This window comes from Streptomyces sp. NPDC060028 (assembly GCF_042736725.1).
Taxonomy (GTDB): Bacteria; Actinomycetota; Actinomycetes; order Streptomycetales; family Streptomycetaceae; genus Streptomyces.
In genome coordinates this window covers 102,430-117,137 of sequence record NZ_JBHWVJ010000006.1, presented here as the reverse complement: position 1 = coordinate 117,137, position 14,708 = coordinate 102,430, and the positions used below count along the sequence as shown (strand labels likewise).

The following is a 14,708-nucleotide window of genomic DNA, read 5'->3' as shown; positions in this document are numbered from 1 at the left end:
ACCTGGTCAGCTACCCGTAGGACGACCTTCCCGGCCTACGCCGAGCGTTCCAGCAGGACCACGCCGTCCTGCTCCGTCACGATCCGGTAGCCCTGGGCCAGGGCCTCGTCGAGGGCCGCCGACTCGCCTTCGGCCGACATCGGCCAGCCGGACGGGGCCTTGGTGTCGCTGATGATCCACTGGGCCGTGTACCGCGGCCTCATGTCCGGGTAGCCGAGGACGGTCACGTCGCAGCGACCGGTGAGCTGCGGTACGAAGCGGTTCGACGCCGTCACGCTCGCCCCGTCGGGGATGACGGCGAGGACCGAACGCGCCGCCGTGACGTGCGGATCGGCCGTGAACAGGTCGGGGAACTGCCGGTACGGGAAGAGCGGGAGGACGATCAGCGCGACCGCCGCGGTGATCCCGAGCGAGGCCCGCTGCGAGGTCCTGGCCGCCTTGCGGACCTCCGCGTCACCCCCCTCGGCGGCGCGCCGACGGCGGGCCAGCACGTCGATGAAGGCCGCGAAGACGATCGGCATCAGCACGGCGCTGTAGTGGAACCTCGTCTCCCAGTAGGACGCGTTGTCGGAGACGAACCGCCAGCCCAGCGTGGGCAGGCACAGCAGCACCATCGGGGAGCGCAAGGCCATGAACCCCGTGATGGCGGCCAGGAAGAGCAGCGTGTGGACCTTGGGCTCGGGCCACACCAGTTGCAGGGGCAGCGCAAGGAGGCGCTCCACGGCGACGCCGGTCCCGGCCGACCCGTCGCCGCCGAGGGACTCCGTGTAGGTGTAACCGTTCTGGTTGACGGACGCGAGGACGACGAACATCTCCACGAGGGAGGCCGCGACCCCGAACACCGCCGTCGCCAGGCCGAGCCGCCGGGGGCCGTACCAGGCGATGTACAGGCCGATCGCGGCCAGCGTGAATCCGAGGTCCTCCTTGACGAGGACCAGCGGCAGCGCCCACCAGACGGCCGCGCGCCACCTGCGCTCCCCGAGCGCGGCCAGTGAGAAGGCCAGCAACGGCACGGCGAAGGCGATCTCGTGGAAGTCGAACACCACCGCCGACGCGATCCCCCAGGACGCGCCGTACGCGAAACCGACCGTGATCGCGGCGGCCCTGCCGACCGCGCGCCGGGCCCACCGGCACAGCGGGTACGCCGCCAGCGCGAACAGGAACGCCTGGGCGACGAGAAGCGTGAGCGCCGACGGCCAGATCCGGTAGAAGGGCGCCAGCGTCGCGTTGATCGGGCTGAAGTGGTCCCCGAGGAGGTTGTAGCCGGGCCCCTTCAACGAGGCGACCGGCCAGTGCCCCGCGGCGTACGAACGGACCGCCTGCTCGAAGATGCCCAGGTCATAGCCGGTGGTGAGCATCAGGGAGTGACGGCGGACCGAGAACACGGTGTAGAAGACGAAGAGCGCGGCGACCACGGCCGCGGGGAGGGCTGCCTCGCGGGCCCGCGCCCGCACGCGCACGCTCGTGCGCGGGCCGGGGCGTGCGGGGGAGTCCTGGTGCGGACGCTCGAGGCCCGAATGTATCGACATGTCTACCCATGGTCGGTCGGATGAAGGGACGGGCGGGGGCGGCGACTGTCGATCGTAGCCCGCCCGCCGCGGTTCCTCGTGGATGCGGACGACAGGTCGGGTCCAACCACTGGTAGGAAACTTTCCTGTCCGCTACGCTCCCCGTCGGCGGCTTGGCGCGGTGCCCGATCCCCGGGCATGACGCGCTCAGCGAGAGCTCTGACCCGGCCGCCGTGACACTGCCCCCTGCCCGCTCCCCGGTCGGGGTGGTGGTGTCCCGCACCGGTGTCCAGCTCTCGTCGCCCCCCGCCAAGGAGTCCAGGTATGCGCCTGAACACCTCCACCCAACCCCCAACGTCCCGCGGCGGACTTCACCCCGCCCTCCTCGTCGTCACCGCGGTGCTCGCGCTCGTCGGCGGTCTCCTCCTCGCCTGGCCCGGACGGGCCGGAGCCGCCGCCGACCCGCTCATCTCACGCGGCAAACCCGCCACCGCCTCCTCCTCCGAGAGCTCCTCGCTCGGCGCCGCCCAGGCCTTCGACGGTGCCCCCGCGACCCGCTGGGCCAGCGCCGAGGGCAAGGATCCACAGTGGATCCGAGTCGACCTCGGCGCCACCGCCACCGTCTCCCGGGTCAAGCTGACCTGGGAGGCCGCGTACGCCAAGGCCTACCGCGTCGAGGTGTCCGCGGACGGGGCGACCTGGACCCCGATCGCAGAGGAGAAGGCCGGCAACGGCGGCACCGACGACTGGACCGGCCTGTCCGGCAAGGGCAGGTACCTGCGCGTGTACGGCACCGCGCGCGGCACGGCGTACGGCTACTCGCTCTTCGAGGCCGAGGTGTACGGCGCCGTCGACGGCGGGCCGCCCCCCGGCGGCGCCTTCACGGTGGTCGCCGCCGGTGACATCGCCGCCCAGTGCACCGCCTCGGACAGTGGCTGCGCGCACCCGAAGACCGCCGCGCTCGCCCGGCAGATCGACCCGAAGTTCTACCTGACGATGGGCGACAACCAGTACGACGACGCCCGGCTCGCCGACTTCCGCACCTATTACGACAAGACCTGGGGCGCCTTCAAGGCCAAGACCCGTCCCGTGCCCGGCAACCACGAGACCTACGACCCGGCCGGGCCGCTCTCCGGATACAAGGCGTACTTCGGGAACATCGCCTACCCGCAGGGCAAGAGCTACTACAGCTTCGACGAGGGCAACTGGCACTTCATCGCCCTCGACTCCAACTCCTTCGACCAGGCCGCCCAGATCGACTGGCTCAAGGCCGACCTCGCCGCCAACGGCAAGCAGTGCATAGCCGCCTACTGGCACCACCCGCTGTACTCGTCGGGCGGGCACGGCAACGACCCGGTCTCCAAGCCGGTCTGGAAGATCCTGTACGGAGCCAAGGCCGACCTCGTCCTCAACGGGCACGACCACCACTACGAGCGGTTCGCCCCGCAGAACCCCGACGGCAAGGCGGCCGCCGACGGGATCGTGGAGATCGTCGGCGGTATGGGCGGCGCCGAGCCCTACCCGATCGAGCAGGTCCAGCCCAACAGCCAAAAGCGCATCAGCGGCCAATACGGGGTCCTGAAGCTGGAGTTCACCGACTCGGGCTACGGATGGACCTACGTCGGCAGCGACGGGCAGGTCAAGGACACGAGCCCGAAGTACAGCTGCCACTGATGTACCTGGCCAACACCGGCCGCCCGGACGCGCCGCCCCGCACCCCAGGGGCCCGGCGGCGCGTCCCCGCCACCGTCTTCGCGCTCGGCGCGGTCAGCCTCGTCACCGACGTCTCCTCCGAGATGGTCGCGGCGGTGCTGCCGCTCTACCTCGTACTGGGCCTCGGCCTCTCACCCCTCCAGTTCGGCTTCCTGGACGGCATGTTCAACGGCGCGACCGCGCTCGTGCGGCTCCTCGGCGGCCGGCTCGCCGACCGCGGCGGCCGGCACAAGCGGGTCGCCGGCGCCGGCTACCTGCTCTCCGCGCTCTCCCGGCTCGGGCTGCTCCTCGCCGGAGGCGCCACCGCCGCGATCGCCGCCTCCCTCGCCGCCGACCGCCTCGGCAAGGGCGTCCGCACCGCCCCGCGCGACGCCCTGATCTCGCTCAGCGGCCCGCCGGAGACGCTCGGCCGGGCCTTCGGCGTGCACCGGGCCATGGACACCACCGGCGCGCTCCTCGGCCCCCTCGCCGCCTTCGCCGTGCTGTGGGCGACCGCCGACGCCTACGACGCGGTGTTCGCCGTCAGCTTCTGCACGGGCCTGCTCGGCGTGCTCCTGCTCGTCCTGTACGTCCCGGCCGTCGCCCCCGGCACGGCCGTCCCGCCAACCGCGACGTCGACCCCGCCGCGGCGAACGCCACTTCGGGACCCGGCCTTCCGCCGGGTCCTGTACGCCGCGTCCCTGCTCGGGGCCGCCACCATCGGCGACTCCTTCCTCTACCTGCTGATCCAGCGCGGGCTCGACCTGCCGCCCGCCCTGTTCCCGCTGCTGCCGCTCGGCGCCGCAGCCGGCTATCTGCTGCTCGCCGTCCCGGTGGGCCGGGCCGCCGACCGCACCGGGCGCCGGCTGCCCTTCCTGCTCGGGCACGCCGCGCTGCTCGGCGCCTACGCCGTGCTGCTCGTCCCCGTCGCCTGGCCGACCGTGGTGGTGGTACTGGGACTCCTGGCCGTCTTCTACGCCTCCACCGACGGCGTCCTGATGGCGCTGGCCGGCCCCGTACTGCCCGCGCACGGCCGGGCGGGCGGGCTCGCGGTGCTCCAGACCGGCCAGGCGCTGGCCCGGCTCCTCGGCGCGGCCGGCTTCGGGGCCGCCTGGACCTTCTGGGGGCAGGGGCCCGCCCTGTGGACGGCGGCCTTCGCGCTGGCCGGGGCGCTCGCGGCCGCCTGGCGCATCCTGCCCGCCCCGCCGCCCGCCCTCGACGCCCCGGAGGCACCGTGAAACCCCGTCCGCAGCAACTGCGCCTCACCCTCGTCGTGGCCTGCGTGCTCCTTCTCGCGGGCGGCTCCCTGGGTTACGTACTGCACGCCAGACATCGTGACCTGCCGTCCCGACAGGCCCGTGCGGACGGCTCGTTCAGCTTCGCCGCACCCGGGCTCTACTTCCGCGACTCGGCCACCGGGCTGGTCGGCCGCCAAAGCGGCGCCGGCGGACCGCGCGCGACGGGAGGCCCTGCCTGCGACCGCTTCCACACCGCGGGGGACCGCGTCCTGTGCCTGCGCAAGCTGCCCGGCATCCCGGCCCGCACCCAGGCCCTCGTACTCGACCGGCAGCTGCGCGAGATCAACCGCGTGACCGTCCCCGGCATCCCCAACCGGGCCCGCGTCTCGGCCTCGGGGAACCTGCTGTCATGGACGGCCTTCGCGACCGGCGACTCCTACGCCACCTCCGCCTTCTCCACCCGGACGTCCATCATGGACCTGCGCACCGGCTACCTGATCAAGTCGATGGAGGAGATCCCGCTGACCATCGACGGGTCCCGCTACCACGCCCCCGACGTCAACTACTGGGGAGTGACCTTCGCCCGCGACGACAATCGCTTCTACGCCACGGTGTCGACCAAGGGCCGCACCCACCTCGTCGAGGGCGATCTGCGGAACTGGTCGGCGAAGGCCCTGCGCGAGAACGCCGAATGCCCGTCGCTGTCACCGGACAACACCCGCATCGCCTTCAAGAAGAAGGTCTCAGAGGACCCCGCCGCGCCCTGGCGGCTGTACGTCCTCGAACTGGCGGACATGCGCGAACACCCGCTCGCCGAGTCCCGCAGCGTCGACGACCAGGCGGCGTGGCTGGACGACACGACCGTCGGCTACGCCCTGCCGGGACAGGGCGGGCGCGCGAGCGACATCTGGTCGGTTCCGGCGGACGGGACGGCCGAGCCCCGCCTCCTCGTACCCGGCGGCTCGTCACCCGCCGCCGTGAACTGACCGGAATGGGCCGCCACCTGGCCGCCATCGGACAGACGCCCGATCCCCGCTGCGGCAAAATACGAGACGTCAATGACCATGGGTGGGCAGCGTGGCCCCAACCCCCGTTCCGCACGGGATGACGTCTGGGATCCCGCGGTGCCGCCGGTGCGGGGAGGCGTGGTTTCCATGGGGTTATCAGTGGGGTTGTCAGCCGGATTGTCGGCGATACCGCGATTACAGGCACTGCGGGGGGCGCCAGGGGTGGGGTCGGGGCGCCAGCGCGCCCAGTCCTTCATGATCCTGGCCACCATGCTCTACCGGGCGAGCCATCTGACGGCCGGCGTACTGGCGGTCGTCCAGCACCAGCGGGTCGTTGCCGCCCAGTACGCCGGGCTCGCCGTGGCCCTGGGCCTGAGCGTCCTGGGCTACGGCGCGGCCCTGCGCCGCGGCTGGTTCGACCCGCGGCACATCTGGGCGGACGTCCTGGTCACCGGGTGCGCGCTGCCGTTCGTCCTCTGTACGTGGGGCGGTGCGCGCGAGCCCGCCTCGCTCGAGTGGGCGATGCTGCTCGGCGGATCGGCGAGCGCCGCCGCGTCCATCGCCCTCGAACGGGTCCAGGCCCTCGCCGCGCTCGCGCTCCTCGTGGCGGCCCACCTCGTCGGCTACCAGCTGGTGGGAGCGAGCCCCGCGGTCGTGGGCCACGTCAACTCGGTGCTGTCATCGGCCGTGATGGCCTGGGTCTTCTGGTGGTACCTGCGCCGGCAGGGCCGCCTGCTCGACGACGCCAACGCCCGGGCCCTGGGCGCCGAGACGCACAAGGCGCGCTACGCCGAGCGGCTGGAGCACCACCGGGCGCTGCACGACACCGTCCTCGCCACGCTGACCACCCTCGCCGCCGGCGGGGTCGACGCCAACGCCCCCGCGGTGCGCGAGCGGTGCGCGCGCGAGGCCGCGTACCTGCGCCGGCTGATCCAGCAGACCGCCGCCGAGGTCCCCCACCGGGAGATCGGTGCGGCCCTGGAGGAGGCGGTCGGCTCCGTGGAGAGCCTGCAACTGCGGGTCACCACCCAGTACCACGACCTCCCGAAGGTGCCTCCCCATGTCGCCGCCGCATTCGCCGACGCCGTCCGCGAGGCCCTGAACAACGTACGGCGGCACGCCGGCACCGGACACGCCTACCTCACCGCGACGCACGACCCCGACCGGCCCGGGGGAGCCGTCGTCACCGTGGTCGACCGGGGGCCCGGCTTCGACCCCGAGCGGTACGTGCCCGGCCTCGGGCTGCGCGGCTCGGTCCACGGCCGGATGGCGCAGGCGGGCGGCCGGGCGAGCGTGGACACCGCCCCCGGCGAGGGCGTACGGGTGGAGCTGAGATGGCCCGCGTGATCACCGTCGCGGTGGTCGACGACGACCGGATGCTCCTCGACGGGATGCGGGCCTGGCTGGGCGGGGTGCCGGAGCTGCGGCTGGTGGCGACCGCGGCCACGGTCGGGGCACTCCTCGGCGAGCCGGACGCGGAACTGCCACGCGAGCCGCACCAGTCGGGAGGGGCGCCGCCCGACGTCGTCCTGCTCGACCTCCTCCTGCGGGACGGCTCCGCACCCGCCGACAACATCCGGCGGCTGCGGGGCTCCGGGAGCCGCGTCCTGGTGATCAGCACCGTGCCGGACCGCTCCCGGATCATCGAGTCCCTCCAGGCGGGCGCCGACGGCTACCTGACCAAGGACAACGGCCTGCCGACGCTGGTCGCCGCCATCCAGGACGTCGCGGCGGGCCGGGGCGCCCACTCCGCCGAACTCGCCTTCGCCTGCGCCTACGACAGCGGCCCGGCCCGCCCCCGGCTCGCCCCCCGGGAACGGCAGATCCTGCTCGACTACGCGTCCGGCATGACCCTCAAATCGGCCGCCCGGCGCGCGGGCATCACGGTCCACACGGCCAAGGACTACCTGGACCGGGTCAAGGCCAAGTACCAGCAGGCGGGCCGACCCACCCACACGAAGCTCGACCTGGCCCGGAGGGTACGCGAGGACAGCCTCGAGGGGGGCTGACAAGCCGGGCCGACGACCCGGGCCGACAACTCGGCGCAAGCCCCCCAAACGGGCGGCTACAGGCAGCGGCCGCCCCCTCCGTATCGTCCTGCATGGGCACGTGCCGTTCACATATACGGAGGCCGGCATTTGAGACGAGGGGAACTCATCGGCCGGCAAGCCGAGATGGGGCAGATCGTGACCGCCCTGGCCGCCGCACGGTCGGGGCACGGGGGAGCGCTCTTCGTCACCGGCGAGCCCGGCGTGGGCAAGACCCGGCTCGCCGCCGAGGCCGTCGCCGCAGCGGCCGCGGCGGACATGGTCACGGCGCAGGGGCGGGCCGGCACGGTGGGCCCGATCGTCCCGTACCGGCCGGTGGTCGAAGCGCTGCTCCGGCTCGCCCGGACCGGCCTGCTGCCGGACCCGGAGGAGCTGGGGCGCTACGGACCGGTGCTCGCCCGGCTGCTGACCGACGGCCGGGGCGCGGACGATGACGCCGCGTCACACATCATGGTCGCCGAGACCGTACTGCGCCTGATCGCCGTCGTCGGCCGCCGGCGGGGGTGTCTGCTCGTCCTCGATGACCTGCACGAGGCCGACGCCGCGACCCTGGCGGTCGTCGAGTACCTGCTGGACCACATCGGGCAACAGCCGGCCGTGCTCCTGTTCATCGCGGGGCGCGAACCCTGTGCGGCGGCCGAGCTGGCCGCGCGGGCGCGGCAGCGAGGCTCCGCGGCGGTGGTCGACCTGAGCCCCCTCGCCCGCCCCGAGGTGCACCTCCTGGTCGCGACCGAGCTGGGGATCGCCCCGGGCGAGGTCGGCCCCGAGCTCGTGCACCGGGCGGTGACCTGTGGCGCCGGCATCCCGTTCGTGGTCAAGGAGCTCGTCCACGACCGCACCGGCCGCGTCCCCGCCGCCGTCGCGGACAGCGTCAGACGCCGGGCCGCGGGACTCGGCCCGCTCGGCGTGGAGTTCCTGTGCACGGCGGCCCTGTTCGGGCGGCGCTTCCCACTGCCGGTACTGCACCACGCGCTCCGCCGGGAGGACAGCGAGCTGTCCGCGATCCTGCGCGCCGGGGTCGCCTCGTACCTGATCGTGCCGGACGTGGCGAGCACACAGTGGTACGCCTTCCGGTACGAGTGGACGGCGCAGGCCCTGCTGGACGACCTCGGACCGGGCGAGCGCGCCGGCTACGCGCGGCGGGCGGCGCGCGCACTGGCCGACCTGTACCCGGGGCTGCCCGGGGCGTGGTGCGCACACGCCGCCGAACTGCACGGGCACGCCGGCGACACCGGGGAGGCCGCCCGCCTGTACTGCCGGGCGGCGGGGCGGGCGACGGCCGAGGGCGCGGTGGAACGGGCGGTGGAGCTGCTGACCCGGGCGCACCGTCTCGTCGACCCCGACGCCGCGCCCGAACTGTTCGCGACGGTGCTGGAGCACCTGCTCGACGCCGTCGCCTGCTCGGCACGGTTCGACCTGGTGCCCGCGCCGGCCGCCGACCTGGAAGCCCCGGGCGTCGCCCACGGCGTATCCGCCGAGCGCCGGGCCGGGCTCCACGCGCGACTGGCCGGCATCGCCACCCTGCGGGGCCGGCCCGCCGAAGCCCTCCGGCACCTGGACACCGCCCGCTCACTGCTCGGGCCCCGGCCGGGCCCCGCCCATGCCGCCCTCGTGGACCTCGCCGCGGCGCACGTGGAGCTGAGCGGGTGCGCGCCCGACCGGCTCGCCACCGCCGCCGCGTTCGCCCGGCGGGCGGCACAAGCGGCTGAGCGGGGCGGGCAGCCGGCCGTGGCCTGCGAAGCCCTGCTGCTGCTCGGGCGGTTGGCGTGGGACCGGGACGAGGCCGCCGCGACGGCACGCTTCCTGCAGGCCCGAGCGATCGCCCACGCGCACCGGCTCCCCGTACTGCGGGTGTCCGCCGAGGTGTACCTGGCGAGCATCACGGCCCGGCAGGGCGGCGGGACGGCCCGGGTCGAGCAGGCCGGGGCCCAGGCCCGGCGGATGGGCGCGTGGCCGGTGGCGCAGGACGCAGGCTTCGTGCTCGCGCTGGACCGGATCCAGCGGTGCGAGTTCGAGGCGGCCCGGGACCGGATCCGCGAGGGCGCGGCCGAGGCCACGCGGCTGGGGATGGGGCGGGCCCTGTCCCTGTGGCGGCTGGCCGAGGCGGTGCGCTGCGCCCACCAGGGCCGGCGCGCCGAAATGCAGGAGGCGCTGGAGCTCCTGGCCCCGCTCATCGACGCGGCGCCGGGCCTGCGGTCGATGGCGTACGGGCCGGCACGCGGGTTCTGCTCGCTGCTGGAGGAGCAACACGAGGCCGCCGAACAGGAGTTCGCGCAGGCGCTCGCCTACGACGCGGAGAACCCGGCGACCGCCGAGTTCGGCAGGCACGGCGTGATCCTGCTCCTGGGCGTACTCGCCGGGCGCATGGGCCGGCGCCACCACGCCGACGTCGCGGAGGCGAGCGTCAGCGCCACCCGCTGGAACCGCCAGTTCGTCGGCCTGGCGCACGCCGTGCTCCTCGGCCGCGAGGGCCGTCCCGGCGAGGCGACGGCCGCCGCGAACGCCGCGCTGGAGGCGGCCGAGCCCTACCCGACGGCGCGCCACCTGTGCCTCCGGCTGGTCGCGCGGTCGGCGTACCAGGACGGCTGGGGCGCGCCGGTCGACTGGCTGCGCGAGGCGGAGGAGCACTTCCACGGCGCCGGGCTCCCGTCGGTCGCCGGCGCCTGCCGGGCCCTGCTCCGCGGGATGGGCGCGCCGGTACGGCAACGGCGCGCCGGTACCGAGCAGGTGCCGCCGGATCTGCGCCGGTTCGGCATCACCGTCCGCGAGTTCGAGGTGGCCCGGCTGCTCGCCGAACGGATCGGCAACAAGGACATCGCCGGGCGGCTGCACATCTCGCCGCGCACGGTGGAGAAGCACGTGGCGAGCCTCCTGCAGAAGACCGGCCACCCGAACCGGGCGGCCTTCGCCACCGCCGCCCGCGGCCTGGCCACCGGTTAGGAGAGCGCGGCGGCCCCCGCCAGGGTCACCACCCGGTCGAAGCGGCCGTCGAGGTCCTCGTCCCCGTGGTGCACGACGAGGAGGGCGCGGCCGCCGGTCCGCTCCCGCAGCATCCGGAACACCAGCTCCCTGCCGTGCTCGTCGAGGTTCGCGAACGGCTCGTCGGCGAGGTACACGTCCGCGTCCTCGCAGAGCAGCGCGGCGACGCCGACCCGCTGGCGCTGGCCGGAGGACAGTTCCGAGGGCAACTGGTCGGCCAGGCCGTCCAGGCCCATCGACGTACGCAGGCGCTCGTCGGCGACCAGTTCGCGCACCGGCAGCGGGGGCAGGTTCACCGGAGTGGTCAGGCTCGCCACCCGGGGCGGCAGGGTGACCGTCCCGGTGTCGGGCGCGAGCGTCCCGGAGATGATGTGCAGGAGCGTGGTCTTCCCGCAGCCGTTGGGCCCGCGCAGCAGTACGTGCTCGCCGGCGCGCAGCTCGAAGTCGTCGATCGCCACATCGGCGCCGTTCGGGCCGCCGTCGCCGTCGCCGTCGCCGTCGCCGTACCCGACCCGGACGCCGTGGACCATCACCAGGGCTCCCTCGTCGTGATAGGGCGTCTGCCCGGCGGTGCGCAGCGTCTCGATCCGCTTGAGGACGGCGGTGCTGCGGCGGGCCTGCGGAATCATGTTGACGAGGTCGAAGATGCCGGTGACGGCCCGCCACAGCGAGTTCACGAAGGCGAGGAAGCTGCCGAAGGACATCCTGCCGGAGAACACGAAGAAGGCGCCGATGATCATCGAAGCGGTGTCCGACAGGTTCATGACCAGGTCGCTGAGGGTCCGCTGCCGCTGCGCCAGCCGGAAGTTGACGAAGGTGATGCCGAGGAACCCGCGCAGCGCGTCCTGGTTCGCCGCGCGGGTGCCGGGCACCAGCGACGGCAGACCGCGCAGTGCGTGGAAGGACTCGAGCGTCCGCGTCAGCCTGTTGATGTACCGGGCCTCCGCCTCGCGCTCGGGCTCGGTGTTGCCCTCGATCCGCCTGGCCAGCCGGTTGCTGACGAGCACCAGGGGCGGCACGATGACCAGCAGGATCAGGCTGGCCTGCCAGGACAGGTACAGCAGCACGCCGAGGAAGACGACCGACGCGACCGCCTGCCGCGCGATGCGGATGGAGACGTCGACGGCCGGCAGGACCCCCTCGGAGACGTCGTTGTGGATGCGGCTGACGTAGGAGGCGTTCCCCGCCTGCGACACCTTGCGGCCGTCCAGGCCGAGCGTGCGGCCCAGCAGTTCCGTCTCCAGCACCAGCATGAACGCGTTCTCGAACCGCTTGCGCCGGCAGGAGATCCCGTAACCCGCGAGGTTGAGGGTCAGCCCGAGCAGCAGGTAGCCGAGACCGAGGAAGAGGAACCGGCGGAAGTCCGCGGTCAGGATCGCCTGGTCGAACAGGGCCTTGAGCAGCAGCGGGTGCAGCAGGGCCTCCAGCCCGCCCGTGGCCGCCTCGGCCGCGAGGATCGCCACGAACGGGACCCGGTGGCCCCGCAGCGTTCGCCACAACTGCTTCACCGCGCCGCCTCGTCGAGCAGGAAGTCGGCCGTGCCGCCGTTGTTCACCCGGTGGAGCACCCGCAGTACACCCGCCGAGCCGGTCAGGTAGTCGCAGGAGCAGCGCAGCAGCCCCTCCCCGGGCGTGCCCAGCGGGGTCCGGCCGTCCAGGCGCGGCAGCGCGAAGCGCTCGGCGGGCTCGAACAGGAACACCTTCCGGACGAAGTCGAGCTGGCGCAGCGCGGTGTCGCGGTACGAGCGGTCGCCCGTGAACTCGGCCGCGTCCAGCAGCGCGTCGGCGACCCCGCTCATGCCGAAGCCGTACCCCGGCAGCACCGAGTACCTCACGTCCAGCCCGCGCAGGACGGTGCGCGCCGCGTCCAGGTCCCCGTAGCGCAGCAGCACCTGCACCACGCCCGCGGAGCCCACCTCGACGTACGGCTCCATGGTCCCTTCGTGCTGGAACATGACCGGGCCGCCGTCGTCGTCGATGGGCTTGGCCTGCGACATCTCCCAGGCGAGCGCCTCCCGCCCGAGGCGCAGATGGCGTTCCTCGCCCGTGACCTGGTACATCCGCAGCAGGAACATCGCGACGCCGGCCTGTCCGAAGCCCAGGCCGGTCAGCGGGCCCTTGTCCGAGAACTCGTTCAGCCAGAAGGCGTGCCCGCCGTCGCGCTGTACGGAGTCGTGCAGCGCACGCGCGCACTCGTTGGCGGCGGTGAGATCGCGCGGGTCGTGGCCGCGCAGGAAGAAGCGCAGGTTCGCCATCCCCACCCCGGCGAGGCCGTAGTAGAAGGTGTGGTCGCCCTTGTCCGCCGCGCGCCGGTTGGCCTGGGCCAGCAGTTCCCTGGCACGGCTCCGCAGGCCGAGGGAATCGGCCGCCCAGGCGATGCCGGACAGGCCGTTCATCAGGCCGTCCGGGTACTGCGCCACGTCGATTGCGGCCAGTTCGCCGCTCAGCCAGTCGCGCCATTCGGGCCGGATCGGGATGCCGGAGGAGTTCAGCGCCCACAGGACGCCGCTCGCCCCGAAACCGAGGCTCAGCGGGTTGGTGACGTGCGCGAAGGGGTCCACCGGGAAGAGCGTGCTGCGGCCGGTGTCGGCCACGGCTTCGACGAACGCGGCCACCCCGGCCTCGGCCTCCACCAGCCCGAGCTGCTCCTCGACGACCGGACGCGACGGCGTGGCCGCGACCTGGCCGAGCAGGTCCGCCTCGTCCTCCAGGATCTCGAGCACGTCGGCGAGGGTGATCCGGTTGCCGGCCAGGTCGGTGAGCAGGCCGTGGATTCGCTCCGGCCAGCCCAGGCCCTCTATGAAGATCCGGTACGAGTCGAGGACGTCCTCGCGCAGGTACGACATCGCCGCGATCGGGAAGATGAAGTACGCCATGGTGGTGGCGAGGGCGTACAGGTCCCCCTCCGGCCCGAACGCCTTGAAGCGGTTGCGGGAGAGGCTGAACCCCGGCGTGTACAGCTCGACCGGCTTGCCCAGCGAGGCCTCGCCACTGTCGGTGTCGGTGCCCGTGTCGGCCAGCCGGCAGGCCTCCAGGTCGACGATCGTCACCTCGTGGGTGTCGGGATCGATGAGCAGGTTCGCGGCGGTGAAATCGGTGAGGATCACACCACGCTCGTGGGCGGCCCCGATCGCACGGGCCAGCCCGCGGAACACGTTGAGGAAGATCCGCAGGAAGTCCCGCGACTGCTCGATGTCGAACCCCGGTCGCGCGAGCGGGTTGCGTTCGAGGAGCACCGAGCGGATGTCGGAGCTGTCGATGAACTCCTCGGCGATGTAGTGGTGCTCCCAGTGGGTGAACTTCGCGATCGGAGCCGGGTACGAGCCGACGTCGGCCAGCCGGTTCAGGAACATCCACTCGCGGGCGAGGATGTCCACGGCGTCGTGGTCCTGGCGCGGGTTGATGTTGGTGTGCGGGCGGGCCTCCTTGAGCAGCACCGGCCGGTCGTCGTTCTCCGTGTCCTCGGCCGTGTACACCCCGCCGCTGTTGGAGAACTGGATCGCCCCGGTCACCCGGAAGCGGCCGCCGACCAAGCCGTCCCCCTCGGGCTCCTCGACGGGCTTCCAGTCGTCGAACGGCCAGGCCACCCAGTCGGGTTGAGCGTAGCCGGGGCGCCGGTCGTCGGGGACGGGCCCGTCCGGACCGGTGATCTGCGGCAGCCGCCGCCCGAGGACGTCGACGCGGTGGGTGTCGAGGAACTGGCCGTAGCGGAAGTAGAGCGCCTTGCTGTCCCGGTAGCGCAGGTCCGACAGGACGTACGCACCCTCGACGCCCTCCAGGAGGCGCGCCAGATCCGCCAGGCACTCCCTGAACTCGTCGTCGTCGCGCGGGTAGACGGTCACGAGCTTGCCGCCGCTGCCCCGGGACATGGCCTTGGAGTTGAGCATCTCGAAGACGTTGAGATCGAGAGCGATCTTGAAGTCGATCCCGCGTTCCGTCAGGTGTCCGATCACCGATGCGGCGACCTCGCGCACGCGGCGGTGACCGGCCGACACGTGGATCTTCCAGCCCTGCGCCGGCAGGGCCGGGTTGTGCCGATGGCTCCACCAGATGCCGCTGCGGACGAAACGCGTCCGCACCTCTTCGTCGAGACCGGCGAGGAAATGGTCCGCCCTCGGTTCGTAGAACACGTCGAGCGGGTCGAAGAACAGGGTGTCGTTCCAGGCGAAGAGGAAGCGGTAGACCCATCGTTCGTTGCGCATGTCAGCCTCTGTGTTCGTCCGAGGGGCCGCCGCCG

At 73.1% G+C, this 14,708-nt stretch carries 9 protein-coding genes; 6 read left to right on the top strand and 3 right to left on the bottom strand.

The genetic code is table 11. The annotated features are described in order from the left end of the window. Positions 1 to 35 precede the first annotated feature (35 nt). The gene (locus ACFWBF_RS05395) at positions 36 to 1,529 is read right to left on the bottom strand and encodes a DUF2079 domain-containing protein (protein ID WP_385595530.1); all 1,494 of its coding nucleotides are present in this window, start codon (positions 1,527 to 1,529) and stop codon (positions 36 to 38) included. Between the two features lie 303 nt (positions 1,530 to 1,832). Here ACFWBF_RS05395 and ACFWBF_RS05390 point away from each other — a divergent pair, with 303 nt between their 5' ends. From ACFWBF_RS05390 to ACFWBF_RS05365, 6 genes are all read left to right on the top strand, one after another. After that, on the top strand, positions 1,833 to 3,182 hold the full coding sequence (locus tag ACFWBF_RS05390; RefSeq protein WP_385595528.1) for a discoidin domain-containing protein: 1,350 nt from the start codon (positions 1,833 to 1,835) through the stop codon (positions 3,180 to 3,182). Beyond that, entirely contained in the window at positions 3,182 to 4,438 is a 1,257-nt protein-coding gene (locus ACFWBF_RS05385; protein ID WP_385595525.1) for an MFS transporter, read from the top strand. The genes ACFWBF_RS05390 and ACFWBF_RS05385 overlap by 1 nt, the downstream gene beginning before the upstream one ends. Next, entirely contained in the window at positions 4,435 to 5,424 is a 990-nt protein-coding gene (locus tag ACFWBF_RS05380; RefSeq protein ID WP_385595522.1) for a hypothetical protein, read from the top strand. The genes ACFWBF_RS05385 and ACFWBF_RS05380 overlap by 4 nt, the downstream gene beginning before the upstream one ends. A 243-nt stretch (positions 5,425 to 5,667) precedes the next feature. Beyond that, positions 5,668 to 6,792 carry a sensor histidine kinase gene (locus tag ACFWBF_RS05375; protein WP_385595519.1) on the top strand — a complete coding sequence of 375 codons (1,125 nt, stop codon included), beginning with the start codon at positions 5,668 to 5,670 and terminating at the stop codon, positions 6,790 to 6,792. Continuing rightward, positions 6,780 to 7,454, top strand: coding sequence for a response regulator (locus ACFWBF_RS05370; protein ID WP_385595516.1), 675 nt, complete (start codon positions 6,780 to 6,782; stop codon positions 7,452 to 7,454). Before ACFWBF_RS05375 ends, ACFWBF_RS05370 begins: the two co-directional genes overlap by 13 nt. 129 nt (positions 7,455 to 7,583) lie before the next feature. Continuing rightward, positions 7,584 to 10,433, top strand: a complete 2,850-nt coding sequence (locus ACFWBF_RS05365) for an AAA family ATPase (RefSeq protein ID WP_385595513.1) — start codon at positions 7,584 to 7,586, stop codon at positions 10,431 to 10,433. Here ACFWBF_RS05365 and ACFWBF_RS05360 read toward each other — a convergent pair. Both ACFWBF_RS05360 and lanKC read right to left on the bottom strand, forming a co-directional pair. Beyond that, positions 10,430 to 11,980, bottom strand: coding sequence for an ATP-binding cassette domain-containing protein (locus ACFWBF_RS05360; RefSeq protein WP_385595510.1), 1,551 nt, complete (start codon positions 11,978 to 11,980; stop codon positions 10,430 to 10,432). The genes ACFWBF_RS05365 and ACFWBF_RS05360 overlap by 4 nt on opposite strands. Next, positions 11,977 to 14,673 carry a class III lanthionine synthetase LanKC gene (gene lanKC / locus ACFWBF_RS05355; protein ID WP_385595507.1) on the bottom strand — a complete coding sequence of 899 codons (2,697 nt, stop codon included), beginning with the start codon at positions 14,671 to 14,673 and terminating at the stop codon, positions 11,977 to 11,979. The genes ACFWBF_RS05360 and lanKC overlap by 4 nt, the downstream gene beginning before the upstream one ends. Positions 14,674 to 14,708: the final 35 nt, after the last annotated feature.

Excerpts from the sequence above, each read along its gene's own strand:
- ACFWBF_RS05385 (WP_385595525.1), top strand. The coding sequence starts at position 3,182 with ATGTACCTGGCCAACACCGGCCGCCCGGACGCGCCGCCCCGCACCCCA.
- ACFWBF_RS05390 (WP_385595528.1), top strand. The coding sequence starts at position 1,833 with ATGCGCCTGAACACCTCCACCCAACCCCCAACGTCCCGCGGCGGACTT.
- lanKC (WP_385595507.1), bottom strand. The coding sequence starts at position 14,673 with ATGCGCAACGAACGATGGGTCTACCGCTTCCTCTTCGCCTGGAACGAC.
- ACFWBF_RS05370 (WP_385595516.1), top strand. The coding sequence starts at position 6,780 with ATGGCCCGCGTGATCACCGTCGCGGTGGTCGACGACGACCGGATGCTC.
- ACFWBF_RS05395 (WP_385595530.1), bottom strand. The coding sequence starts at position 1,529 with ATGTCGATACATTCGGGCCTCGAGCGTCCGCACCAGGACTCCCCCGCA.